The organism is Desulfosarcina alkanivorans, assembly GCF_009688945.1.
GTDB lineage: Bacteria > Desulfobacterota > Desulfobacteria > Desulfobacterales > Desulfosarcinaceae > Desulfosarcina > Desulfosarcina alkanivorans.
In genome coordinates, this window is sequence record NZ_AP021874.1 from 2284427 (window position 1) to 2308455 (window position 24029).

20 protein-coding genes and 2 pseudogenes are annotated in these 24029 nt (G+C 54.9%); 11 read left to right on the forward strand and 11 right to left on the reverse strand.

Features of this window, described 5'->3' with window-relative positions; genetic code table 11:
- Positions 1-36 precede the first annotated feature (36 nt).
- A complete protein-coding gene (locus DSCA_RS10060; RefSeq protein WP_155316311.1) occupies positions 37-264 on the forward strand; it encodes a hypothetical protein in 228 nt (75 codons plus the stop codon).
- Positions 265-729: 465 nt separating this feature from the next.
- On the opposite strand, the gene DSCA_RS10065 is transcribed toward DSCA_RS10060, so the two are convergent.
- Complete coding sequence (locus tag DSCA_RS10065; protein ID WP_155316312.1) at positions 730-897, reverse strand: hypothetical protein; 168 nt, start codon at positions 895-897, stop codon at positions 730-732.
- A gap of 168 nt (positions 898-1065) precedes the next feature.
- Complete coding sequence (locus tag DSCA_RS10070; RefSeq protein ID WP_155316313.1) at positions 1066-1269, reverse strand: hypothetical protein; 204 nt, start codon at positions 1267-1269, stop codon at positions 1066-1068.
- Positions 1270-1593: 324 nt separating this feature from the next.
- Here DSCA_RS10070 and DSCA_RS10075 point away from each other — a divergent pair, with 324 nt between their 5' ends.
- Positions 1594-2154, forward strand: coding sequence for a DUF4136 domain-containing protein (locus tag DSCA_RS10075; protein ID WP_155316314.1), 561 nt, complete (start codon positions 1594-1596; stop codon positions 2152-2154).
- Positions 2155-2213: 59 nt separating this feature from the next.
- Positions 2214-5324, forward strand: a complete 3111-nt coding sequence (locus DSCA_RS10080; RefSeq protein ID WP_155316315.1) for a hypothetical protein — start codon at positions 2214-2216, stop codon at positions 5322-5324.
- A gap of 40 nt (positions 5325-5364) precedes the next feature.
- Here DSCA_RS10080 and DSCA_RS10085 read toward each other — a convergent pair whose 3' ends face one another.
- The 6 genes and pseudogenes from DSCA_RS10085 to DSCA_RS33185 all read right to left on the reverse strand — a co-directional run bounded on the left by DSCA_RS10085 (position 5365) and on the right by DSCA_RS33185 (position 10305).
- Positions 5365-7344, reverse strand: a complete 1980-nt coding sequence (locus DSCA_RS10085; RefSeq protein WP_155316316.1) for a transporter substrate-binding domain-containing protein — start codon at positions 7342-7344, stop codon at positions 5365-5367.
- A 12-nt stretch (positions 7345-7356) separates the two neighbouring features.
- Positions 7357-7635: a hypothetical protein gene (locus DSCA_RS10090; RefSeq protein ID WP_155316317.1), complete on the reverse strand. Its 279-nt coding sequence runs from the start codon at positions 7633-7635 to the stop codon at positions 7357-7359.
- A 234-nt stretch (positions 7636-7869) separates the two neighbouring features.
- Positions 7870-8277 (reverse strand): annotated as a pseudogene (locus DSCA_RS10095) (DsbA family protein); the annotation flags it as partial.
- Positions 8278-8289: 12 nt separating this feature from the next.
- Positions 8290-8694, reverse strand: coding sequence for a hypothetical protein (locus tag DSCA_RS10100; RefSeq protein WP_155316319.1), 405 nt, complete (start codon positions 8692-8694; stop codon positions 8290-8292).
- Between the two features lie 154 nt (positions 8695-8848).
- Positions 8849-9808: an MBL fold metallo-hydrolase gene (locus tag DSCA_RS10105; RefSeq protein ID WP_167527697.1), complete on the reverse strand. Its 960-nt coding sequence runs from the start codon at positions 9806-9808 to the stop codon at positions 8849-8851.
- Positions 9809-10143: 335 nt separating this feature from the next.
- Entirely contained in the window at positions 10144-10305 is a 162-nt protein-coding gene (locus DSCA_RS33185) for a dodecin domain-containing protein (RefSeq protein WP_407924243.1), read from the reverse strand.
- A gap of 1054 nt (positions 10306-11359) precedes the next feature.
- On the opposite strand from DSCA_RS33185, the gene DSCA_RS10115 reads away from it, so the two are divergent.
- From DSCA_RS10115 to thiS, 6 genes are all read left to right on the forward strand, one after another.
- Complete coding sequence (locus tag DSCA_RS10115; RefSeq protein WP_155316321.1) at positions 11360-12385, forward strand: molybdopterin-binding protein; 1026 nt, start codon at positions 11360-11362, stop codon at positions 12383-12385.
- Between the two features lie 370 nt (positions 12386-12755).
- Positions 12756-13634 (forward strand): FAD binding domain-containing protein, encoded by an 879-nt coding sequence (locus DSCA_RS10120; protein ID WP_155316322.1) that lies wholly within the window; start codon positions 12756-12758, stop codon positions 13632-13634.
- Between the two features lie 67 nt (positions 13635-13701).
- Complete coding sequence (locus tag DSCA_RS10125) at positions 13702-14154, forward strand: (2Fe-2S)-binding protein (RefSeq protein WP_155316323.1); 453 nt, start codon at positions 13702-13704, stop codon at positions 14152-14154.
- 96 nt (positions 14155-14250) lie between these two features.
- The gene (locus DSCA_RS10130; RefSeq protein WP_155316324.1) at positions 14251-16602 is read left to right on the forward strand and encodes a xanthine dehydrogenase family protein molybdopterin-binding subunit; all 2352 of its coding nucleotides are present in this window, start codon (positions 14251-14253) and stop codon (positions 16600-16602) included.
- Between the two features lie 292 nt (positions 16603-16894).
- Positions 16895-17650: a HesA/MoeB/ThiF family protein gene (locus DSCA_RS10135; protein WP_155316325.1), complete on the forward strand. Its 756-nt coding sequence runs from the start codon at positions 16895-16897 to the stop codon at positions 17648-17650.
- A 23-nt stretch (positions 17651-17673) separates the two neighbouring features.
- Positions 17674-17877: a sulfur carrier protein ThiS gene (gene thiS, locus DSCA_RS10140; RefSeq protein ID WP_167527698.1), complete on the forward strand. Its 204-nt coding sequence runs from the start codon at positions 17674-17676 to the stop codon at positions 17875-17877.
- A gap of 191 nt (positions 17878-18068) precedes the next feature.
- Here the strand turns inward: thiS and DSCA_RS10145 are convergent, their stop codons facing one another.
- The 3 genes and pseudogenes from DSCA_RS10145 to DSCA_RS10155 all read right to left on the reverse strand — a co-directional run bounded on the left by DSCA_RS10145 (position 18069) and on the right by DSCA_RS10155 (position 20021).
- Positions 18069-18968: a sulfite exporter TauE/SafE family protein gene (locus DSCA_RS10145; protein WP_155316327.1), complete on the reverse strand. Its 900-nt coding sequence runs from the start codon at positions 18966-18968 to the stop codon at positions 18069-18071.
- Positions 18969-19331: 363 nt separating this feature from the next.
- A pseudogene (locus tag DSCA_RS10150) lies at positions 19332-19769 on the reverse strand (transposase); the annotation flags it as partial.
- A gap of 39 nt (positions 19770-19808) precedes the next feature.
- The gene (locus tag DSCA_RS10155; protein WP_155316329.1) at positions 19809-20021 is read right to left on the reverse strand and encodes a dodecin family protein; all 213 of its coding nucleotides are present in this window, start codon (positions 20019-20021) and stop codon (positions 19809-19811) included.
- Between the two features lie 965 nt (positions 20022-20986).
- Here DSCA_RS10155 and DSCA_RS10160 point away from each other — a divergent pair.
- Both DSCA_RS10160 and DSCA_RS10165 read left to right on the forward strand, forming a co-directional pair.
- A complete protein-coding gene (locus DSCA_RS10160; RefSeq protein ID WP_155316330.1) occupies positions 20987-22195 on the forward strand; it encodes a M14 family zinc carboxypeptidase in 1209 nt (402 codons plus the stop codon).
- Between the two features lie 191 nt (positions 22196-22386).
- Positions 22387-23664: a M14 family zinc carboxypeptidase gene (locus tag DSCA_RS10165; RefSeq protein WP_155316331.1), complete on the forward strand. Its 1278-nt coding sequence runs from the start codon at positions 22387-22389 to the stop codon at positions 23662-23664.
- Positions 23665-24029: the final 365 nt, after the last annotated feature.

The window sequence follows — 24029 nt, forward strand, 5'->3', positions numbered from 1 at the left end:
CCCCTTTTACCGGACCTGCCCCCCCAGAGGAACCCGATGACGGAACCCATGTTCAAGCCAGTCGTCGCCGACCCGGTGGAGACGCCGCCGGGTCGGGTCTACCTGGACCACTACCCGCTCCTGGAGGCCCCCTTTGCCATCACCCCGGCCCCTGGATCTCTCTTCTTTTCGCGCTTTCACCGGCAGGACCTCGACAAAATCGGCTATGCCATCGACGGCCGCATGGGCTTCGTCCTGCTCACCGGCGAGCGGGGCACCGGTTAAGCCACCCTCTGCCGCACGCTGCTCGACGGGTTGCACGGCAGGGCCGAAACCGTCTACCTGATCAATCCGTCGCTCTCCGGCCACGACCTGCTGGCCAGCATCCTCGAGGATCTGGGAGCGGTCCCGCCCCCCATGGCCACCCCAAAACACACGCATCGATCAACTCAACCAGTGGCTGCTGGCCAGTGCCATTGACCGCCCCTTTGTGGTGATCATCGTGGATATCACCTGGCGCCGCTGACGGTCGGCGGGCTTGAACCTCTCGCCCGATCAATTCGGATAAATGAGGCGCCGCCGCCGGGTCAGGGGCCATCATGAACAGGGCATCCACCGAACTTTTGGTTTTCTGTGAGTAAAGGTAAAAGGATTGGTTGATTTCGTAGTTCAGCAGATCGTAAGTCTGCGATTCGTCCTTGCCGGAGCGGGGAGTTCAATGGTCCGGGAAAAGAGAAACTGCCCCATGAATTAAAAATAGAGAAAACAGTCCGTCTCTCCAAGATGAACAATCCCGACCGCCTGCCCGTCGAACCCATCGGCCACGTCCTCCCGTTTGGCCTGCCACACCAGGCGGGCGTGGCCACCTGGCGCGGACGGATGCCAAGCTTTTTCATCCGACGGTACAGCCGGCAGCAATGGTTTCCTGGAGATAAAAGGCATAAAGGTGCTGGCGGTGGGCCCGTCGCCGAACAAGGGCATAATTGTAAAAATCGGCCGGATCGGGTTGATCCATGCGCAACTGGCGTTGGATAAACGCAGCGACAAGGAACCTCTTGCGCGCCTGAAAGTCGTTACAGCAGCTCTTTACCCAATAATCGGGCACGACAGGCGTCTGATGGACCGACTGCAATGCCGCCCGGGGCAGTCACCGGTTTCGGCGTTGCCCTCCAGAAATGCCTCCAGGGGCAGGCTGGCCAGGGGTCTGAGACTGCCGTTCGTCCGGCGCATCAGAAAACTGAGGATTTCCTCACCGGCAATAAAGATCATCGATGTGTGGCCTCTGACCATGATGGCCTGCTTATCGGCACCCTGACTCCGAAGTGTAGGTTTTGATGCGTTTTTCAATGATTTTTCACCAACAGGGTTCCGGGCCGCATGGCAGCGCGGCGATCCCGTATTCGCGAATGGCACCGGCCATGCGTGCCCAACCGCGCTGCCCGCCGGCAGGCGGCGCTGGCCGTTTTTTCTCCCGGGGTGCAGGTCTTGTTTTGACTTATCGGGCCAATATGCTAATTATGAGAGGGAGATAGATTCACAATCACGGATGAGGTCCGATCACATGTGACGACAGATACCGGTTTGACTCGCGTCGAACGGCCGGAGGTGCTGAAAATGAGATATGGATGGCTTGCGATTCTTTTGGCGGCGTTGATTGCGGCAGGGTGCTCGGGCATCACGGTCAGCCAGGACTATGATCCGGCGACGAACTTCAGTTCGATGCAAACATTCCGGTGGGAATCTGAAACCCAGGAAAAAACCGGGGATCCGCGAATCGACAATCCCCTGCGAGACACCCGCATCCGGTCAGCGCTGGAGCGACTGCTTGCGCAAAGGCGCATCACAGGATCGGTGAGCGAGGCACCCGCATTTTTAGTCCGGTATCAGTATGCGATTCGCCAGAAACTGGAATCGAGCGGCACCAGCAGCGGCATCGGGTTCGGCATGGGCAGTTACGGACGCCATGGCGGAATTGCCATCGGCACGGGCAGCCAGGTCAGGGAGTATGAAGAGGGCTCGCTGACGATCGATTTTGTCGATGCAACCTCGCGAGCGCTTCTCTGGCGGGGCACGGGCACCCACCGATTCAAGGAATACGGCAACCCGGAAAAGGCCGCCCGGGACATCAATGCACTGGTGGAGAAAATCCTGTCCCAGTTTCCACCTCGGCAATAGGACCAGCGACCGTCACCCCATTAACCGATTTCCCCGCTCAACCCGCACCTGGAGGGCCATTGAGTTTCTTGTTCGATAAACGCGACCGCGATCTTCTCAAGATTGTCAACGATGTTGTACGCGGCTCTTCAACAACCACCATCGGCAAAAAGGGCCTTTTTCCCTGGTTTCACCCCCACGGCATCAAGGAACTGGCAGAAACCCGGGGCCTCCGGATCGCCTATGCGGTCATCCATCTGCTCGAATCCCTGGAGGCCGGCGATCTGGAGGATCGTCTCAACGCACTGCGCGCCCTGCGTGACGAGGTGCTGCATGCCTCGGCCGGTACCATGCCCAAAAATGCCGCCCGGGTGCTCCTGTCGATCATGAAGGATCTGGTGCGGTCCCACGGCAGGGAGATCGAGCAGCTCAAACTGGCCCATGATTTCCGCCGGGCGGCCACCGGGAAACCCAGCATCGTCCGGAAAATGCTGCACCGTTACCACCTGCTGGAAATGCCCGAAGCCTGGAACCAGCTCTCCTTCGACGACCATGTGCATGATATCAACACCAAGGGCCGCAAATCCGCCTCCCATCTGATCATGGACGCCTGGATCAAGGGGATCCGGCGGCTGAGGGTGATCTATTACAACTTCATCGATCCGCCATCGGCCGCCGAATTGATCGAGGCGGCCCAGATCATGGGCGTCGACATCCGCATCGGCATCGAGTTCTCAGCCCGATTCCGGGAGCGCTACATTCAACTGATCTGGGTCCCCAGGGGGTTTTCCGACGCCCAATCGTTCCTCTGTTTCCTGGCCGAAGAGCCGGTCAGGCGGCTCATGGACCAGGGGCGTGAGGTCACGCGCTACCGGCAGCGTTACGTGCTGAAAATTCTCGACGCCTTCAACCGCGTTCACCGGCTGGCCATCAACACCACATTCGGACTGGACATGCCCGTGTTGGACGCCAGTGCCTTTCTCCGCTTTGTCCGGCCGGGCCAGCCGTCCATTCTTCACCTGGCCAAGTATATCCACACCCGGCTGCTGCCGCTGATGGAAGCGAGAGTGGATGGGCTGCGGGCGGCCTGTGAAGGTGCCGATGCCACCCAGCAGGAAGAGATGGCATCGATGGTGGACCAGATGAACACCCTCGATTCGGAAACCATCGTGCGCCGGTTTCTGAGATCCTCGGCCAATCCCGGCATCCCCGACCCCAACCAGGTTCACGATGATCCGGACACGCCCGAAATGCTCACCCTGACGCCCCGCCAGCTGCTGGGCCGCGTCAGTGGCCTGCACACCGGCTATCGGGTCACCTTGAACCTGACCGATCTGGCGCCCGAAGACGTGGTGGAAATCCTCTACGACTGCGAAGGCCTCATCAGCCGTCTGGAAATCTTCAACCTCAAGGACTACACCACCGGCAAGGCCTGTCACATCGAAGAAATCAGCGAGCTTCAGCTGGCCTTCAACGAAGGCAACACCATCAATCTGAAACGGGTGATCCGGCGGATCATCGGGCGCCTGGCCACCGCCAGGCCCTTCCCGGGCAAAGCGGAGCGGATCGAAAAACTGGGCATCATCCTCCACGATATCTCCGCATTTACGGCCATGTATCCTCCCATGCACCTCAAGCCGAGGATCGGCAGCGACTCCACCGGCCACTCCTCACGGTTGTACGGCATGGGATTGGCCATCCTGGACACCCTGCCCCCCATCGCCCGCCGGATGTGCAGCCGCCGTCAGCATGTGGCGCCGGAAGAAATTCCCTGTTCGATAGGCGACCCCCGCGAACCGCCGGACCGGGCCACGCGCAGCGTGATTCCATTCAGCATCCCGGTTTACAAGCGGGTCACCTACATCCCCTACGAAAGTCCCAAGGGATCCCAGGGGCTGCACCAGCGCCTGCTTCAACACCTGCCCAAGCTCAAGGTGCTGGGCCGGACCCGCCAGATCGACTGGCTCGTTCAGACCCACCTCACCCGGATGAATGAAAGGGGAAATATCGTTACCCTGGGAGGCATCGCCGAACAGTCGGATAACGGGCTGAAACTGGGCTGCTGCCCGGCAGAGGAAGCCCCCCCGCGAATATCGCCATTTTACCTGAACAGCAAGGTGAGTAATGGGCTGAAAATCCTGATGGGCTTCATTCCGGCATTTTTATCCTTTTACCTGACCAATTCGTGGTGGGTGCTGGCCTATCTGGGGGCGTTCATCTGGTTCGGAATCACGGGAATCCGGAACATCCTCCAGTCGGTACTGGGCGGCGGTGGCATCGGTCGGTCGCCGCTATTGCAATGGAAGGATTACGTGAGCTGGGTACGGATATCCGATTCATTGCTGTTTACCGGTTTCTCCGTGCCCTTGCTGGATTATCTGGTCAAGACGGTGCTGCTGGATCGGATCGTGGGCATCACGACGACCACCAACCCGGTGGCCCTGTACACCGTCATGGCAGTGGCCAACGGCATCTACCTGTCCAGCCACAACCTGTTTCGGGGACTGCCCAAGGGGGCGGTATACGGCAACTTCTTCCGCAGCATTCTTTCCATTCCGATCGCCCTGGCCTTCAACATATTGATCGGGTTCCTGCTGGGCCTGTTCGGGGTGACGGGTATTGACGGCCACCTGCAGAAATGGGCCGCCGTCATTTCAAAGGCGGCGTCGGACACCGTAGCCGGGGGCATCGAGGGGACGGCCGACCGCTTCAACAATATTCGGACCCGGTTCCAGGACTATGCGGACACCCTGTCACAGCTTTTCAACACTTACGGCCGCCTGGAGGCCCAACTGCCCGAACTGAACGTGTGGGAAACGCTTGAAGCCATCGGCAAAGACCGAATCGACGCCAATGCCGACGCCAAGGACCTGGAAAGGCTCATCGTCATCGGCGCATTGGACCTGCTCTACTTCTGGATGTACCAGCCCCGGGCCCGAACGGCACTCAAATACCTGTTCAAGACCCTTTCTGACGAGGAAAAGCGCATTCTGGCAGGATGCCATGCCGTCCTGAAAAGGGAACGGGAAATCAGTCAGATGTTCATCGACGGCGTGGTGGGAATGAATTTCTCCAAGGGGCTTTCCTTCTACCTGCAGAGTGCCCCCGGCTATCTCAAATCCATGGACCGGCTGCTAAAACTGGAAACCGGGGCGTCTGCCCGGGGTGTTGAAATGCATCAACCCCTTTAAGGGGATGAACCGCGGGCCGTGTTCCAGGGACCGGCGACGATTACGTCGCCTCTTTAGCATCAACGCCGTTGCCCGGCGATGGCGCGGCCGGCAGGATGACGATGAAGGTCGCCCCTTTCCCCGGTTCGCTCTCCACCCGGATGTCTCCCCCCATATCCGACAGGGCCTGGCCGACCACGAAAAGGCCGATGCCGGTTCCGCTGGTCTTTCCCCGGGTGGTAAAAAAGGGCTCGAAAATACGGTCCTTGAGATCGGGGTCGATGCCCGGTCCGGTGTCGGCGACATAAAGGACGCGCTGAAGGGGCCCCGCCGAAGACGTCTGCCCGTTGGACGGATCGGCCATGAGCCCCACCGTCAGGGTGCCGCCGCTGCCGGCCATGGCCTGGGCACTGTTCACACAGAGGTTCATGAGCACCTGAAAGACCAGGGCCGGTTCGGCCCACACGGCGTCATCTTCGCCGCCGACGGCATTGTCAAAGGCAACGGCAGGGCCGCAGGTCGGCTGAATCAAATTGAAGACTTCAGATACGACCCGACCCAGCCGGACCCGTTGTCTTTCGGGTTTACGCCTGCCGGCGGTGGCCAGAAAGTGGCGTACCAGATCGGTGCCCCGATCACATCCGGTGAGGATTTTCTCCGCACTGTTGGCGACGGCATCCGCATCCTGGGGGCGTCTGGCGATCAATTGGGCATAAGCGGATATGCCCGTAACGATATTGCTGAAGTCGTGGGCCACCCCGCCGGCCAGCTGCCCCAGGGCCTCCATTTTCTGGGACGCCAGGACCTGGTTCTCCAATTCCTTCTGGAAGGTGATGTCCACCAGAAGCCCCCGCAACCCGGCATGGCGGCCGCCGGACAATACCGGGGTGGCGTAGAAAAGCGCCGGGAAGGGATCCTTATCCGGTCCGCTGACCACACACGCTTTACCACCGAGATGGCCGTCCAGCGCCCATGCATGGAAATCGGTCTCCCCGGGAAGGAGGTCGGACAGATGGATGCCGTCTGAAATCGACTGGGGGTCAAGACCCATCATATCGAATCCGGAGCGGTTCAGAAAGGAGAGCCGACCGCTGCTGTCCGTCTCGAAGACGGTCTGGGGCAGCAGATCGCAGAGTTCATGGAAGCGCCGTTCGCTTTGCATCAGGGCGGCGGTTCTCCGCCGCACCGTTTTCTTCAGCAAGAGGTTCCAGACAAAGATGGCGGCAGCCACGCCGGCCATGGCGGCCAGCACGAATAGGCCGGAGCGAACCATGGCCATGCGCCGGGCATGGGCGTCGGCAACGGAAAACCATTTGCGGTACAGATCTTCATACACCCCGCTCTGGTGCATCAGGTGGATGCCCTCGTTCAGCTTCGCCAGCAGCCGGTCATCACCTTTTCGGACGGCAAAGGCGTAAGGAGCGCACACCAGCGGCGGACCGGCCATAACGATCGTATCGATGCCCAGCTCGCGCATCAGGTCCAGGGCGCTGAGGCGTTCGATGATCGCGGCGTCATGCCGGCCCTCGGCCAGCAGCTGCAGGGCCTTTCGGGGGGATGAAACCGGCATGATGCGATCGGTGATCCTGCGCGCCTGCAGCCAGTCATGGGAGTATGCCCGGGCATGAACCAGAATCGCCTTTCCGCCGGCATCCTCGATACTTTTGATGGGCGACCCGCGACGAACGAAGAGGCAGTAAAAAACGCCGGCGTGGCTGATGGAGAATTCGAAGGTGTTCTCTCTTTGGGCCGATCGGATCATCCCGGTGGCCAGCTGGATGTCGCCGCTGGCCAGGTCTTCGAGGACGGTCTCCCAGGCGTCCAGCCCGATATCCACATTCATCTCCAGCCTGGCGGAAATCGCTTTGAGAAGATCGACGTTGAACCCGTCAGGCTGACCGTCCGCGTTGAGGAACTCGTATGGGGGAAAGTGACGATCGCCCCGGGCGATCACCGGCGCAGCAGAGGTGTCGGCCGCCGGGAGACCCATTGGATGAACAACGAGGCATGCCAGCAGGCAGGTGCTTAACCACATCCGCATGGGGACGGGCACCTATTGAGCCTGTTCTTTCCTGGGTTTGAACCACTCGGTCCGCTCCCACTGCCAGCCCTTGTCCTTCATGCATTTGCGAATCAGGCGCATCTCATCGAAGGTATCGTAGGTGTCGGGTTCATCACGGATGCCTTCCCGGACCCACACTTCACAGGCCTCGTGGTCGATGGTCCACTCCCTGTCGCTTTTGGTCGGATGATAGGGCTTGTGGGTACACGACACCGAGACCAGTGACGCGACCCATAACAGGAACATGAAACCAACCATTTTACGATTCATCTTTTTATTCCTAAATGAGAAAGCCGGCAGACGGAAGCCGGACCACCCCGACCCGTTCCCAGGGGCCGGGGGCCGTGTGGATCAGGCCACCGTTGCGCGGGCAGCGGCATGCAGGCCGCGGGCGCGCTGTGCCGGTTCGGGGTTATGCCGAGAGGTGAGTCGGTGTATCGGGCCACTGAGAACTGACATAATATAGTTCATCCGCCCGCATACCGCAACGGGATGTCCTGCTTTTCACCGGGCCAGCTCCCGCCGGATCAATTCGGGGAGGGCACCCGGATTTTTTATTCGCTTCCCGTTCATGAACAATGACGGGGTGCCGCGAACGCCGATTCTTTTACCGTTTTCAACATCCGCCGCGATCAATGCCCGGCTGGATGGCAGGTTGCGATCCTGGTTGAATTGCTCCATGTTCAACCCCAGGCCCCCGGCGATTTCCACGATTTTCTCTTCGTTGACCTGCTTGTGGTTGTCGAGGAGCTGGCTGTGAAACGCCCAGAACCGGCCCTGCCTGCCCGCCGCCAGGGAGGCCATGGCGGCCCGATGGGCAAACGGGTGACTGGAAAGGGGAAAGTGCTTGATCACATAGTTGACGTCATCGGGAAACTGGTCCAGCACCTGCTGGATGAAGCGCTCCAAACGCGCACAATACGGTCACTGATAGTCATCGAACACCACCAGGGTGACCCTGGCGTCCGGTGGGCCCTTGACCGCCCTTCCGGACAGGTCGATGTCGAAAATGCGGCTGAACCGGATGACGTTGATCCGGGAAGGTTTGGCGGCGGTCAGGACCAGGCGGTCTTCGTCCTGATAGGCGATGCGGTCGAAGGGCCCCGCCACCGGGATGCGGTCCAGGACGGTCTGGTCGTCGGTCGAGTAGATCAGCACCTCCCCCGGCGTGAGCACGAAGACCAGGTCTCCGGCCGGATTGGCGGTCACGTCCAGGATGGGCGCGCCAATATCTGCGTTGAGGATGCGTTCGTGCTCGAATGCAGCGTGCACCGTGACGGGAATCAGGAGGACCGCCAGGATGACGGCCAGTTTGGTCTGTCTCAACATCGGATTCCTTTGGTTGAAGGTGGGCAACGGGTGTCGGAACGGTTGCCGGACCGGCCACCGTTTCCGGACCGGCACCGGTGTTATAGCACGCAGGATACAACGAAAAAGCGGGCCGGTGCAAGGTGCACGGCCCGCTTTTTTCGGTTTTCCGTTTTCAGGCGCTGAAGGTCAGGTGGGTCCCGGACATGTTCAGGATGAATTGGTCCGGCATCTCTTTTTCGATGCGCTGAATCGCCAGCCGGCCGGTGCAGTGGGTGGGAATGATATAGGTCGGCGCGATGGCCTTCAATGCGTCGATGGTCGGGGCGACGACCCTGTCCGGGTCCTGCCCGGCCAGGTGAAACCCGCCCATGACGGCCATTACCGGGTCGACGCCGGTAGCCTGCCGGGCATAGGCGACGGTATTGACGATGCCCGAATGGGCGCATCCGGAGACCACGACCAGCCCTTTTCCACGAACGTTGAACACCATGGCCGAGTCGTCATCGAATGGGTCCTGCCGTTCCAGCCCGTCGATTTCGCAGAACAGGTTGGGCGCCCCTTTTTCAAACCCGGTGGTGCGTGGAATCTGCCCCAGGAAGGCGGCCGTATGATCGAGCATGGGATAGGGCCTGTCGACATCGACGACGGCCGCACCGGCAGCGGCGGCCTTGTCCCGTGTGAAGGCGGGAAAAAAGACCTTGAAGTCATCGGAAATTTTCATAAACCGGGGGTTTCTGAAGGCCGCGGGATGCACCACCAGGGGGATATCCCGTTTTCCGGTTTTTTCGATCAGCGGTCCGATCCCGCCGACGTGATCCAGGTGGCCGTGGGACAGCGCCGTCGCTTCCACAGCAGTCAGGTCGGCACCCAGCGCGTCGGCATTCTGGGCCGCCCCCTGTTCCGAGAAACCGAAATCGAAGAGCATGCACCGCGAGCGGTCGTCATCGGTGACCGTGATCAGCGAGGAAAAGCCGTGCTCGGCGAGAATGGAGTTTTTCACCTCCAGCCCGACCAGGGGCATGGCACGCTGGACCACCGCATTGTTGTCCTGCTGGACCAGATCGATGGTATTGTCCTGCAGGGTCAGGATCTCCACACGGTCAACGGCCTTGATTTCTAATTTCTCAGTCATGTGTCCCCCTTTTCGCCTTGGTGGTGCATTGGAAAGGTCGCATGCTAATGGGCAAATGCACATAACAATTAGCGCGATAGTGTGCTATTGTCAAGGGGCATTGAAAATAGGGGACCGGCAGCCAGGCCGGAAGGCAATCATGGCAAAACCCAAAGACAAGTTGAAGGGTGACGCCGCCGTTTTGACTTTGAGTTCCCGGCCACGGAGCAGATTGACTGTTTCGCCGGATCGATCCGAACCGCTTCAGTCATTTGGGCATGGACTGATGCTTAACCATCAGTAATTATTCAAGTTTAAACGAAACTTTCACTCTGGTCCTGAAGCCGACAATCCTGTTATCTTCCAAACGCATATCCATATTTAACCACTTCGGCGATGCGCATGTCGCGAACAGATTTGTCAACAGCCGCGACAGCAGCCTTCGCAGCATCTTCCCATGAAGTTTCAGCGAATCGGTAGCGAGTGCGTTTAATCCATTCACTCGCTACCTGACGCATACGGTGCTGAGTGTCGTATTGCTTACGGCCTGGGGATAAGAATAATCAATGGAATTGAAAACAGGGGACACAGCCATTCCCGGTCAAATGGTCGCAACATGGCAGCGGGTAGTGACCATCATCTCCAACCTTATGAATGTTCTCAGCGCCATGGGCGGTCGATAGGAACCTGCGAAATTGGAGAACTTCCGGTCCAACCTCGGCCCGGACAACCCCTTCCCCACCGGAATGCGGATGAAAATGGGCGGCGAGTAGTGTGCCGCGGCGGATATCACCCTCAAAACGGATACCAGTAGGCCTGCGAAGACCCAATCACGCAATAATCTTTTACCAAAGAAACACCTGCTCCTTGAAGCCGTCCAGGTGATGAAATCGGATACCGCACCAGGGATCTTGTTGGCCAACTGCTGGTCTTTGGCCGCAAACAGATATTCAATTTGCAGCCAATCGGTGTCCATCGACCCATTGAAAAATTCAAAAGCCTGTCAGGCGTATCATCCGTGAAACTACCGAAATTGAAATCAACACCACGCTGGGGATGCCAACCATCAGAGCGGACATCGGCCGGATCGAAACAGCATGATGACAATATCTGTGTTGACAGCCAGCCGGTCAGAGGGACGACATTCTGCCTTTTATTTCCTGCCTGTCTCCGGTGAGACCCAATCGATAAGGCGGTCGCAGGGACCATTCCCGATCAAATCGAAGGCGCCGAAGCCCTTATCGAGAAGTCGCTGTTTCTTACCCGGTTTATTTATAATTACGCCAATATCGGCAATTACCGGCTTGCCCCGGATGATAGGATTTTGACGAAAACGCACGCGCTGACATCGAATCAGGCAAACTTTAGTTCACTATATTGAACAGCCAGCATCCCCTCGCCTCTTCATTACCACGGTGGCATAGCTCTCAATAAGGCTTATTTTACTATTAAATAGTGTAATATCAAAAATAAATTGACACTAAGAATTTCAGTGATAAAATGATAACGTTCATTTTGGTGAACCATGCTAAATCGACCCCTTTTAAGGGGCATCCGCAAACGGAGGGCGATATGAAAACTGTATCTGTTGAAGATGCAGTTGGAAAAGTGTTGTGTCACGACATTACCCAGATTGTACCCGGTTTCTTCAAAGGGAGAGCCTTTAAAAAAGGATGCGTCATCCAGCCCGAGGATGTGCCCAAACTCCTGGATCTCGGCAAGGCGAACATTTATGTACAGGACCTGCCGGCCGGTACCCTTCACGAAAACGAAGCCGCCGCAAGAATCGCCAGGGCGGCTGCGGGGAACGGACTTGGTCTGTCGGAACCGAAAGAAGGCAAGGTCAGCCTCACCGCCCGGCACAGCGGCTTGCTGTCGGTCAACGTAGACGCACTTTACCGCATCAACGATATCGAAGACGTGATGTTCGCCACCCTGCACACCCATCATCACGTGAATGCCGACCAGGCGGTTGCGGGAACGCGCATCATCCCCCTGTTTACCGACGAAGAACGCATCGAAGCGGTTGAACGGATCTGCCGGGACCACTTTCCCCTCATCGAGGTAAAGACGTTCACTTCCGTAAAGGTCGGGGTCGTCACCACCGGAAGCGAAATCTACCATGGTCGCATCGAGGATAAATTCGGCCCGATTTTGCGTGAGAAATTCGACGCGCTGGGCAGCCGGGTGATCGACCAGGTACTGGTCTCCGACGACATCGACATGACCGTCTCCGCCATCCACGGGCTGATCCGTTCCGGCGCGCAATTGATCGCCGTAACCGGCGGCATGTCCGTCGATCCGGACGATCAGACCCCGGTGAGCATCCGTGCGGCCGGCGGCAAGGTTGTCACTTATGGGGCACCGGTGCTGCCGGGGGCCATGTTCATGCTGGCCCATATCGACGATGTCCCGGTGGTCGGGCTGCCCGGATGTGTGATGTACTACCAGGCCAGTATTTTCGATCTTGTCCTTCCACGCATGCTGGCCGGTGAAACGGTCACCCGGTCGGATATCGTGCGCATGGGCCATGGCGGATTTTGTTCCAACTGCCCGGACTGCCGCTATCCGACCTGTTCTTTTGGAAAAACAACATAGACGCTCACTAAATTTTTATCTTAATCCTGAATAGTGTTCATCCAGAAATAGGCAAATTGGGTCGAGATCAAGGCGCGCGAAAAATTTTACCGCCCCGTATAGATCACGGGATGTCCCACAGGCATATGGCTGATATTCCGGGGATAAAATTTTGAGCGCAACGCAGATATCGGACAAACTGGCCATTTATGGATGGGCACTAAATAGGGAGTGTCCACCGAAGAAATGAGGAATCTCGCCAGAAGTCAAGGCGGGCAGCGAATTCAAACCGGATACATATTGTCGATATTTCAAGGATTTGAATTTACTGCTCGACGCAGAAATCGGGTGAGAGGTGCCGTTTCTTCGGCGGACACCAGGGAGGAGAGAGATGTTATTGCCCACATTCGATTTTCATGAACCGGTGTCGGTCAATGAAGCCTGTGAGATCATGGGTACTTATGGGGCCAAGGCCAAGTTGATTGCCGGTGGTACGGATCTCATGGTCAACATGAAAAAAAAGATCCTCGCCCCCGAACATCTGGTCTGCCTGGGGCGTATCGGCGCCATGAACAGCATCGCAGAAGATGGCGATCACATCGTCATCGGCGGGGGCTATACCGTGGCTGAATTGACGGTCGATTCCCTGGTGGAGAAAAAGTTGAGCGCCCTGCAGTCCGGTGCCAAGTCCCTCGGCTCGCCGCTGGTTCGCAACCGGGCGACCATCGCCGGCAATATCGGATCCGCCCGGCCCGCGGCCGACCTGCCGCCCTCGTTGATCGCCTACGGCGCCACCGCCGTATTGGAAAGCTGCAGGGGCAAAAGAGAAATCGCCCTGAACGACTTCTTCAAAGGCCCCGGCTTTACTGAAATCGATGTCGATGAAATCCTGACCGAGGTGCGGGTTCCGGTTCCCGCAGACGGCCAGGGGGCTGGCTACATCAACCTGGGTGTGCGCAAGGCCCAGGATTGCAACGTCGTCAATGTCGCTTCTTTCATCGCCCTGGATAACAAAGACGGCAGCATTAAACAGGCCCGCATCGTCATGGGGTCCGTGGGACCGACGCCGCTAAGGGCCGAATCGGCGGAAGCGACGCTGATCGGCGAAAAGCCGGATGAAGCCATTTTTCTCAAAGCCGGCCAAGCCGCCCGGCGGGATTGCACCCCCATCGACGATTTCAGGGGTGCCGCCAGCTATCGCAAAGCCATGGTGGGCATACTGACCAAACGCACCCTGGAGATCGCCCATCGCCGGGCCATCGGCAGCTGATTGGACATGCGTTCGACCATCTGATGCATGAGCGACTGAAAAAAAGAGAATCGCGAAGGAAAAGCCAATGAAGAAACTGATCACACTGACGGTAAACGACCGTGAGGTGGCAATCGCAGTCGAACCGAACCTGACGCTGACCAACCTCCTGCGGTATGAGTTGGGGCTGACGGGAACCAAAAAAGGATGCGAAACCGGCGATTGCGGCGCCTGCACCGTTATCATGGACGGGATTCCGGTCAACTCCTGCCTGGTCCTGGCCGTCCAGGCCAACGGGAGGAAGATCGAAACCATCGAAGGCCTCGAAACCGGAGCGGGACTGCATCCGGTTCAAGACGCCTTCGTGGAGTACGGCGCCATCCAGTGCGGCTTCTGTTCTCCGGGAATGATCCTGTCCGCCAAACATCTGCTGGACAAGAACGACAGCCCGGACGAGGAGGAAATCCGGGCGGCCATTTCCGGAAACCTCTGCCGCTGTACAGGATACCAGAAAATTATCGATGCCATTAAAAGCGTTTGAAGCAACAGCCGATGCCCATCGGCAATCGTCATAAAGTCCGGCAAGTCCCTGTAAAAAGCCTCTGGGTTTGCCGACCGTTTATCGAAGGGATAAATCATGAGTAAACATCATGTGATCAACAGCAGGGCCAGAAGACTGGATTCACCGGCCAAGGCGACCGGCAAGGCCGTGTTCGTGGACGATATCAGCAAGCCGGGCATGTTGCATGGCGCCCTGCTGCAGAGCCCCCATGCCCATGCCAACATTCTCAGCATCGACACCTCGGCGGCGGAAACGCTTCCCGGGGTCAAATGCGTGGTGACCGCCAGGGAGGCCGGGCTGGTCAAATACGGCGTCAGCCCGGCCCGCTATGACGAAACCCTGTTCTGCCACGACAAGGTCCGCTACGTGGGAGACGAAATCGCGGCTGTGGCGGCCGTGGACCCCGAAACCGCGGAAAAGGCGGTTGAACTGATCCAGGTACGGTACGAAGAACTGCCGGCGATCTTCACCGTCGAGGATGCCCTGGCCGAAGGGGCGCCCCGACTGCACGAGAAGTACCCCGGCAACATCTGCGCCGAGGTGCACCAGGAGTTCGGCGATGTCGCCGCGGCATTCCAGGAGTGCGACCTTATCAGGACAACGACAGTGAAAAACAAGCGCCAGGACGGCGGTTTCATCGAGCCCCAGGGCTGTATTGCCGAGGTAGATCACGCCGGCAACCTGACCCTGACCAGCTCCACCCAGGTGCCCCACTATGTCCAGCGTACGGTGGCCATGGTGCTGGGTCTGGATGTGGGCAAGGTGCGGGTGGTCAAACCCTATGTGGGGGCCGGGTTCGGCATCAAGGCCGCGGCCAATCCCATGGAACTGGCCTGCTGCCTGATGGCCGTCCGCACCGGCAAACCGGTCAAGATGAACTACTCCCGCGAACAGGTCTTCATGTACGGACGCGCCCGCCACGGATTCACCCACAAAATGAGCATCGGCGTCAAAAAGGACGGCACCCTCATGGCCCTGGAGCACGAGGCCTGGCTGGACGGCGGCGCCTATTCCAGCTTCGGCATCGCCACGGTCTATTACTCGGGCTCGCTGCTGGGCGGCCCCTACAAACTGCCCAACATGAAATACGACGGCTACCGGGTCTACAACAACAAACCGGCCTGCGGTGCCCAACGGGGCCACGGGGCGGTAATCGCCCGGGCCGCCTTCGAGCAGCAGTTGGACATGATCGCCGAGGAGTTGGGGATCGATCCCGTAAAGATCCGGCAGAAGAACATGATGAAGACCGGGGACACCACCTGCAACGATTTGAACATGAGCAGTTTCGGCATGGCCGAATGCCTGGACGCCGTGACCCAAGGGTCCGATTGGGCATCCAAAAAAGGCAAACTGCCCAAGGGCAAGGGGATTGGCCTGGCCTGCGGGTTTTTCGTATCCGGGGCCGGATTTCCCATTTACCGGTCCGACACCTACCACGGCACGGTGATGGTGAAGCTGACCGAAGACGGCGGGACCGTACTGGTCTATACGGCCTCGGCCGAAATCGGCCAGGGCTCGGACACCACCTTTGCCATGATCGTGGCCGAGGCCGTCGGCGTGCCGCTGGATTGCGTCCGGCTGGCATCGGGCGACACCGACATGGGCGTGGACCTGGGGGCCTATTCCAGCCGCCAGACCCTAATGACCGGACATGCCGCCAAGGAGGCCGGCGAAGATGTGCGGCGTCAGGTCATCGACGTGCTGGCCGACGAATTGAACCTGTCTGCCAAGGGCATCGACATCCGAAACGGGTTCATCGTTTTCGACCGCGACGATGTTGATTTCTCCGCGATGCGCACCCGCTACATCAAGGAACATCGCGGCTGGACGGACAATCCCGATTCCGACAAACTCACTTTCAAAGAGGCCTCCCGGATCGCTTACCTGGCCAAAGGCACCATCGTCGGCACCGGTAAATACAAGCCCCGGTTTCTGGGCGGCAAATACAAGGGCGCCGCCGTCGGCACCTCACCGGCTTACGGATGCAGCGCCCAGATCGTGGAGGTGGACGTGGACCTGGAAACCGGCCAGGTCACCATCGAAAAGGTCACCGATGCCCACGACTGCGGCAAGGCCATCAACCGCACCTCCGTTGAGGGGCAGATGCAGGGCTCGGTCTCAATGGGGATCGGTGAGGCCATGTACGAAGAAGTCAAGTTCGACGACCTGGGCAACGTGATCAACAACGACCTGGCCGAGTACAAGATGGTTACGGCCCTGGACATGCCGCCGGTGGAGGCCATCGTGGTCGAAACCAACGAGCCCAACGGCCCCTTCGGCGCCAAGGAAGTGGGCGAAGGCGCCATCATGCCCACCATCCCCGCGGTGCTCAATGCCGTTTACGACGCCACCGGGGTGCGCATTCACGAACTTCCCCTGACGCCCCAGCGGGTTTATGAAGCGTTGCAGCGGAAAAAGGCGGATTAGGAGAATGCGGTTCTGCGGAATAACTCGAACAAATTTCCATTGGCATGGAAGCATTATTTCGTCCAACGGAACAATTTTACGTGTTACGTACAAAATGTTACGCAAAGGCATTCTATCGGTTTTACTACTCCTGTAAATAAAGGCACCAACTTCGTCATGCCGGACTTGATCCGGCATCCAGACGTTCCCTGGATAGCGCCAAGGATTCACTTCGGGCCCGGCTTCCGCCGGAATGACGGGACTCTGAAACAGTTACACGCCGATGCAATCGACAGTGGTTTGAGGAATTGAAATGTCGGTCGACTTATCAGACGAGGAGCACATCCGCTACCGGCGCCAGCTGATCATGCCGGAGATCGGCATCCGTGGCCAACAACGCCTCAAACGGGCCACCGTGCTGATCGCCGGCCTCGGCGGGCTGGGATCCGTATCCGCCTTTCAATTGACGGCGGCCGGCGTCGGCTGCCTGAGAATTGTCGACATGGATCGGGTCGCGGTCCATAACCTGAACCGCCAGATCCTGCACACCAGCGCCGACATCGGCAAACCCAAAACAGCGTCGTCGCTCGAAAAACTGAAGGCCCTCAATCCGCACTGCCGCATTGAGCCGTTGGCGGCGCGGATCACCGGCGAAACGGCGGCCGCAATGGTCCGCGGCTGCGATCTGATCCTGGATGGCACCGATAACCTCGATACGCGTCGCACGTTGAACCGTGCGGCCCGGGACGCGAAAATCCCTTTCGTTTTCGCCGGCGTGGACGGGCTTGACGGCATGGTGGCGACATTCATACCCGGTCGCTCGGGCTGCCTGGAGTGCATTTTCCCCGGGGATCCCCATCGCACGCCTGCTGAAATCGGCGTCATCGCACCGACTGTCGGCGTCATCGCCTCCCTGCAATGCCTGGAGGCGGTGAGACTGTTGACCGGCCAGGAGCCGAACCTTGCGGGAAATCTGATCCACTTTCACGGAGCGGACATGCGGATAAAACGAGCTATAGTGCCACCCAACCCGAACTGCCGGATCTGCTCCCCGAATAATGGAACGTGAACGCAATCATGGCAGCGGATCGAATGATCGAAATAATACTGAACGACCTGCCCCAACAGGTGCCTGCCAACACCAGCCTGGAGGCCCTGATCCGGGATCTGGGGGAAGCGGATCCGGATCTGATCGTGGAGTTGAACGGCCGCTTCGTCTATGCGCGCGACTACGCGACCACCTTCGTTACAGCCGGGGATCGGCTGGAGTTCATCAATCCGAATTTCGGCGGGTGACGGACCTTTTTCCCAGACTGCAACTTTGGTTTTGGTACTTGCCGGTTTTAGGTGGGTTGAAATCTTGTGGGTAGTTGGATATCTGAACCGCAGTCAAGTCGTTTGAAGCAACGCAATCCAGTGGGGTTCGGACCCTGTTTGATCGTAATTTGACAGATCCCTTTTCCTTGGATACCTCAAATAATTACATACTATGTGAAAAAACCAACGACGTATCGGACAGCTACAAACAGAACGCAGCAACAAAGGATACCTTTGATGATTCGGGCAGGTACAAATTTCTGAGTTCGAGCGCCCAGATACATACCCAGAAGTCCACCTAAACCAAACAAAACACCAAGTGTCCAATCTGGTGCAACTGCAAATTCTGTATATACCCACGACAGGTATTGATAAAAAATCACACCTGCAACTGAGGTGATGAAGGTACCCATCAATGCAGCTCCGGCAACCGTGTAGACAGGCAGACCGATGATTGCCACAAAGAAAGGAGCAACAATGGATCCACCGCCAATGCCATAGATCCCGCCTATAATGCCAACCAAAAAGCAGATGACATAGACAATCAAGGGAGAGAATTGAAAGGTTTCACCATCGTAATCGAATTTTACCTGACGTAGGGTTGACTCAAGTAGCTTAACAATATGCCCTTCTTCCGTTTTGTGTTTTGTGCTGGAACCCTTTTTCTGGCCTTTATTTTTGATGACATCCATGAACAACCGGAAGCCGATATACAAAAGGATCATGCCAACAAACAACTTGAAGTTTCTGGGGTCCGGCAGAAATTCGATTCGGACCCATGCTCCGATGAAAACTCCAGGTAAAGTGCCAATGATTACAGCCCAAGTTAAAGGCCACAGCATCCGACCTTCTCGTATGTATCGATAGACGCCACTTGGTATCGCAACAATATTGAAGACCTGATTCGTTGCACTGACGGAGGGAGCCGTGAAGCCCAAAACGCTTACTTGAAAAGGAAGCAGGAGAAATGCCCCGGATACACCGGCCATTGATGTAAAAATGGAAACCACAAATGCGACAACGAAGGGTATTAGTGGATTAACCTCGATTCCTGAAATTGGGAAAAACATGCTTTAATTTCCGAATAAATGGTATCCTCGTCAACAGATCAGAATAATTTTTATTCAACAAGAAACATACCAGATTTTAAAAAAGACTCAACTTTTTCAAGAGACCGTAAAGTTTAAACATTTTTATTCTCCTAATAGTTCCCGGCAGTCTGGTGTCAATCAGCTAAAGACAGTTCCCTAAAAAAAAGAAACATATGGTTTACAGGTGTACGGCTAAGGAAGATTTAAAAGAAAAGAGTTTGGATACCTGAGCATAGACCGTTTCTTTCAGTTCAAGGCCGAAATCATCATGGTGATGGACCCGAAAGGCTGGACAACCTGACGTATAGGATAAACTCTGAGCCGATTCGTTAAGGGGAGGCCTCAGGCCGCCTCCGCGAATGGATGAGGAAGGCCGTAATAAACCTCATCCGGGGTCAGGTTGTCAAGTGCCTGATGAAATCGCTCCTTGTTGTAAAATGAGAACCAGCCGCGAAGGCCTTTCCGCAGATCGGCCCCATTGTTAAAAGCGCGGAGATAGACATAGTTATACTTCAGGGTCCACCATAGCCTTTCAATAAAAATGTTGTCTTGGGCACGGCCTCTGCCGTCCATACTGATGGCAATGCCATGGTCTTTTAGCAAGCCGGTAAAATCGTCACTGGTAAACTGGGAGCCCTGATCGGTGTTGAAAATTTCCGGGGTTCCGTAGCGGCGGATAGCCTCATCCACCGCCTCAAGACAAAAGTCGGTCTCCATGGTGTTGGACAACCTCCAGGAAAGCACCTTGCGGCTGTGCCAATCCATGACGGCCACCAAGTATCAATCAAGCAATGTATATTTTACAATAGGTATACCCTATCAGTCTGTTACATTTTTGAATGATAACTTTACCCGAGCACGGTAGTCGGTAATCGTTCCATCTTCCACCGTCATATCTAATTTCGAAATTTCCGCCACTCTAAGATTCTTCAAAGACTTTGATGCGGTATATACGGCATTTTCCGCTGAAATTTCCCAATTTGCCTGACTTGTTCCCACCAATTCGATGATTTTGTAAACGCTTTCGCTCATTGATCTCTCCTTTTTGTTTCTAAGTTGATCGTCGAATAAATTGTGAGCAAGATCATCCTCAGGCATTCCAAGCTGTCCACCACTCAGATTTACTTGGCAGGATCAGCGATTCTGAGGCATTGAAATGGATTGAAACCATATACGGCTAAAAGCAAGAAAGGGTGGGTGGGTGGCTTGGCTCACCCTTTCGACTGTGATTATAATCCGACATCGTTGGTATTTTTCAAAGCTTGGTTATAAATTCTGACTCCCTACAATCAGCGACCAATTTCGAACGATATTACATAATATCGTCTATCACAAATTTGGTAGGCAACACCAGCGTTGATTAACCCGATGTACCACATGGCATTTGAATAATAGGATATGTCATTGTATATTAATAATATATGTATCCACCGCCCAGATGGATCGACCACAATAGATTGATGTGGTTTTTGAACAGTTTTCGACCCATTTTTCAAAAGATACGCTAAGATTTTAACAGTCCAATTTCTGTAAGAAATTATTATGGTAACCCAACATACTCCTTCCTTAGTGTTGGACGTTGTGTGGACACACATCATATAGTTCTGAAATTTGATTGAATTATTACATTGTGACAGTTGTAAATAATTTAATTGACATGTTTAGTTCATCACAATTAAGTTTATGCATTGACCTCAAATTGATTACTCCCTGCATACATTCGTAGAAGTTTTTTCACTCCTTTAGAAGATTTCTTTGAACTGAGGTCATCCATAAAAAATTTCCAAACGTCCTATTTTTTCTAATTCTGGTATTGGACCTACAATTTAGAAATAGAAAAGATTCAATCAGAAAGTGATAAATTATTAGCAGTTTAGGTTTTAACTGGACTGCAATTTTTTAAAACAAACGCTCTATTATTTTAGGGGGGGTGATACAGGTAGCGAGATCCAAGCGTGTATTTTCATCATTCCATCATAACAAGAAGGAGGGGTGTTATGAACAATCGATTGGTTACCGTTCTGGCTTTTTTTATTACCGTATCCATTGTGTTTTGCGAAGTATCAAGTGTGTTCGCAAAGACCGACATTGTTCCAGGTGGTCCGTGGATCACCGACAACCAAAATGTCAATCTCTCCAGACTCAGTTCCTATGACGAGCTTGTTAAGAGACTCCACCAGATCGAGAAATCATCCAAAGGGCTGATCGAATTAGAGGTGATCGGGCTAACCAATTACGACAGAAATGTTTACATGGCGAAAGTCGGTGATCCTTCAAGAACGCCTGTCATGATTATGACTCAGCAACACGGCAACGAGCCGATGACCACTGAAGCGGCCCTTAAGGTGCTCAAGGAATTGGGCACAGGCAGCAAGAATGTTCAAGGGATTCTGGATGAACTCTATGTACTCATAATTGTGAGGGTAAATCCCGAAGGTTCGGAACTTTTCACCCGTGGTAATGCGGACTTCACTGCTCCCCCACGTGACTCCAGAAGTTGTTTTGATTCAGATGGGAATGTCGATCCAGCGTTGATCGATCAAGGGCGTGGCGTCTATTCCACCACCTACGTCGATCCTGATGGAAATCTTTTCTCCAATTACGACATCAACCGCTACCACTGGGAAGACTGGTCCCAAAGCGATCAGATCCTTTGCAATCCAGGTCTGCCTGGTAGGCACTTTGACCCCGATCTGTGCCCGGTGCCAGAAGCAGTTGCCGTTATAGAGGCATTCAAAAATTACCGTCCAATCTGGATGGCGGATTTTCACCATCAAGGAACCTATGTCACCGATGACGGTGAAAACGTCACCAGTTCCATTCTGTGGCCCCGAAACGAAAATGTAATAGAGGAATTCGTGGATTTGTCCAAGCAACTGTGTGTCAAGATTTATGACCATATGCAGCAATTCGGTTTCGCCACCATTACTTTGTACCCCGGTGGTACATTTGCGGGAATTGCCAGAAATGCATACGGGCTCGCAGGTGCAGGCAGCATCCTCGTTGAACTGAAAGGCGGTATCGGGCAAAAGCAAAGCGGCATGATTATCAAACATGCCTACGAACAGATGTGGTCGATTCTTGAAGCAACTGCAGATGGATCGCTTTACGAGATCGATCCAACAAGGTCTGATGAAATCCCGCCGAGAGGTACCTACTACTATAAAGACATCCCACCCAATGAAAATGATGATGATGGTGAGTAGGGTGTAACAATCAAAAACTCATAATAAGCAGGGCTTAATGGCCCTGCTTATTATGATTTCTCTCCAACGTACATATCCTGCCCACAAACGAGTGCTTTTTGTTATGCACGTTTAAAAAAACAAAAATATCCAGATACAGTATCTTGTGCCTGACCTCTATTATAAACCAATAGCAATGAGAGGAATTTATCATGAAAAAGAAAGTAAAGTTGGTTTTAGCGATTAGCCTGATTCTCCTGTTTTCCAGTTCCACTGCGATGGCACAACCGCAGTCCATTCCCAACGGACCATGGCTCCAACCAGAGCAATATGTAAACCTGAGTAGTCTATTTCAACCAGATACATTGAATGAGAAATTGCACGAAATTGCGGACCAAGCGGTGGAAGGGCGTATGGAACTTGAGCTGATTGGTAGCTCAGCGGGTTTCGAATGGCCTATGTACGTGGTAAAATTTGGTTCAGAAGACGAAGATAAAGCAAAAATACTTATCGATAGTCAGATACATGGTAATGAACCATTGGGGACAGAAGCATTGGTTGAAATGATCAAAGAGCTGGCTACGTCCAATAGTAGTGAAGTAATAGAAATATTAGACAATGTTGTAGTGTGGGTTATCCCCATGCTAAATCGTGATGGAGCCACCATCTTTGAAAGAGATACGGAGACTTACAGGGGAGACGCCCAAACACGACAAAACGTTCAGGATTGGACGCCCGAAGAGTGGGGACTGCCAAATGATTGTTCAGCTCCTTGGTACCACAGAGATGAAACAACTAGAGGTACACCTGGCTATGATATCAACCGTGACGCTCACCCCCATTTGTTTTTTGACCTTGACAGGCTTCAAGACCAGCATAGTCCGTGTGTCGAGAATCAAAACTGGGGAGGCCAACCAGGATTCTATGTAACTCCCGAGGCCAGGGCGTTAAGAAATACTTTCCGGGAATTAATGCCCGATGTCTATATCAATCATCATCACCGCGGCAGCAATGTCATATCAGAGGATGATAATCGGAGGGTTTTTTTGCAAATTTATGCTCAGTTTGTTCCCCTGGACAGGGTGGACACAATCATAGATGACAGTGTAGAATATTCTTACTCTCTATCTGAGGAATCCTTAGAATTATCTAAAAAGGTAAACGCACTAGTATATAAAAAACTACAAAGGGGTAAGGGCAACTCACCTTTTAGTACCATCACTAAATATCCGAGAGTAGAGGATTACTATGGGGGAGAGGGGCTTCCCGGGACCACGTTGGCGTCTTTTTCCATGAACGGTGCTGCAGTCATGCTTTATGAAGTCACTGCTATAGGTCAAAAAAAGAATGGCATGCTCATCCGGCAAAGTTATATTGGGATTTGGGAAACCCTGTTAGGACTTGCCAACGGGGACCTTTACGATGTAGATCCAGACGTTTATGATACAATTCCGGAGGCTGGTCCCAGAATTGGTAATCCTCGGCTTTAAGTCTAAGGCTGTGCGATCCAGTCCAAAGCTTTAAACTTTTCTAATATTCAGAGAACAGCCCTTAAATCAAGAAGAAACACAGAGATGCGGGCCTGAATGAAAGTAGCCGGATTGCCTATCGAAGGCAGTTCGGCTACAGATACTATATTACGATATCTGGATTATAGGCGGGGTCGCGATACATTGAGATCATCTTACCATTTGGAAAATATTGAAATTTTCCTGATATGCTTTGGTGATCTCCACGATACCACGTGAGTCTTTATTCTGGCAAGGTTTGGCTCATTGTGATTATTTTCAAACATCATTGAAAATTGGAGAGGCTGATATCTACAAGGTTGTTGGAGGCATTAGCGAAATCCGCC

Excerpts from the sequence above, each read along its gene's own strand:
- DSCA_RS10060 (WP_155316311.1), top strand. The coding sequence starts at position 37 with ATGACGGAACCCATGTTCAAGCCAGTCGTCGCCGACCCGGTGGAGACG.
- DSCA_RS10070 (WP_155316313.1), bottom strand. The coding sequence starts at position 1,269 with ATGGTCAGAGGCCACACATCGATGATCTTTATTGCCGGTGAGGAAATC.
- DSCA_RS10075 (WP_155316314.1), top strand. The coding sequence starts at position 1,594 with ATGAGATATGGATGGCTTGCGATTCTTTTGGCGGCGTTGATTGCGGCA.
- DSCA_RS10085 (WP_155316316.1), bottom strand. The coding sequence starts at position 7,344 with ATGCGGATGTGGTTAAGCACCTGCCTGCTGGCATGCCTCGTTGTTCAT.
- DSCA_RS10090 (WP_155316317.1), bottom strand. The coding sequence starts at position 7,635 with ATGAATCGTAAAATGGTTGGTTTCATGTTCCTGTTATGGGTCGCGTCA.
- DSCA_RS10100 (WP_155316319.1), bottom strand. The coding sequence starts at position 8,694 with ATGTTGAGACAGACCAAACTGGCCGTCATCCTGGCGGTCCTCCTGATT.
- DSCA_RS10105 (WP_167527697.1), bottom strand. The coding sequence starts at position 9,808 with ATGACTGAGAAATTAGAAATCAAGGCCGTTGACCGTGTGGAGATCCTG.
- DSCA_RS33185 (WP_407924243.1), bottom strand. The coding sequence starts at position 10,305 with ATGCGTCAGGTAGCGAGTGAATGGATTAAACGCACTCGCTACCGATTC.
- DSCA_RS10115 (WP_155316321.1), top strand. The coding sequence starts at position 11,360 with ATGAAAACTGTATCTGTTGAAGATGCAGTTGGAAAAGTGTTGTGTCAC.
- DSCA_RS10120 (WP_155316322.1), top strand. The coding sequence starts at position 12,756 with ATGTTATTGCCCACATTCGATTTTCATGAACCGGTGTCGGTCAATGAA.
- DSCA_RS10125 (WP_155316323.1), top strand. The coding sequence starts at position 13,702 with ATGAAGAAACTGATCACACTGACGGTAAACGACCGTGAGGTGGCAATC.
- DSCA_RS10130 (WP_155316324.1), top strand. The coding sequence starts at position 14,251 with ATGAGTAAACATCATGTGATCAACAGCAGGGCCAGAAGACTGGATTCA.
- DSCA_RS10135 (WP_155316325.1), top strand. The coding sequence starts at position 16,895 with ATGTCGGTCGACTTATCAGACGAGGAGCACATCCGCTACCGGCGCCAG.
- thiS (WP_167527698.1), top strand. The coding sequence starts at position 17,674 with ATGATCGAAATAATACTGAACGACCTGCCCCAACAGGTGCCTGCCAAC.
- DSCA_RS10145 (WP_155316327.1), bottom strand. The coding sequence starts at position 18,968 with ATGTTTTTCCCAATTTCAGGAATCGAGGTTAATCCACTAATACCCTTC.
- DSCA_RS10155 (WP_155316329.1), bottom strand. The coding sequence starts at position 20,021 with ATGAGCGAAAGCGTTTACAAAATCATCGAATTGGTGGGAACAAGTCAG.
- DSCA_RS10160 (WP_155316330.1), top strand. The coding sequence starts at position 20,987 with ATGAACAATCGATTGGTTACCGTTCTGGCTTTTTTTATTACCGTATCC.
- DSCA_RS10165 (WP_155316331.1), top strand. The coding sequence starts at position 22,387 with ATGAAAAAGAAAGTAAAGTTGGTTTTAGCGATTAGCCTGATTCTCCTG.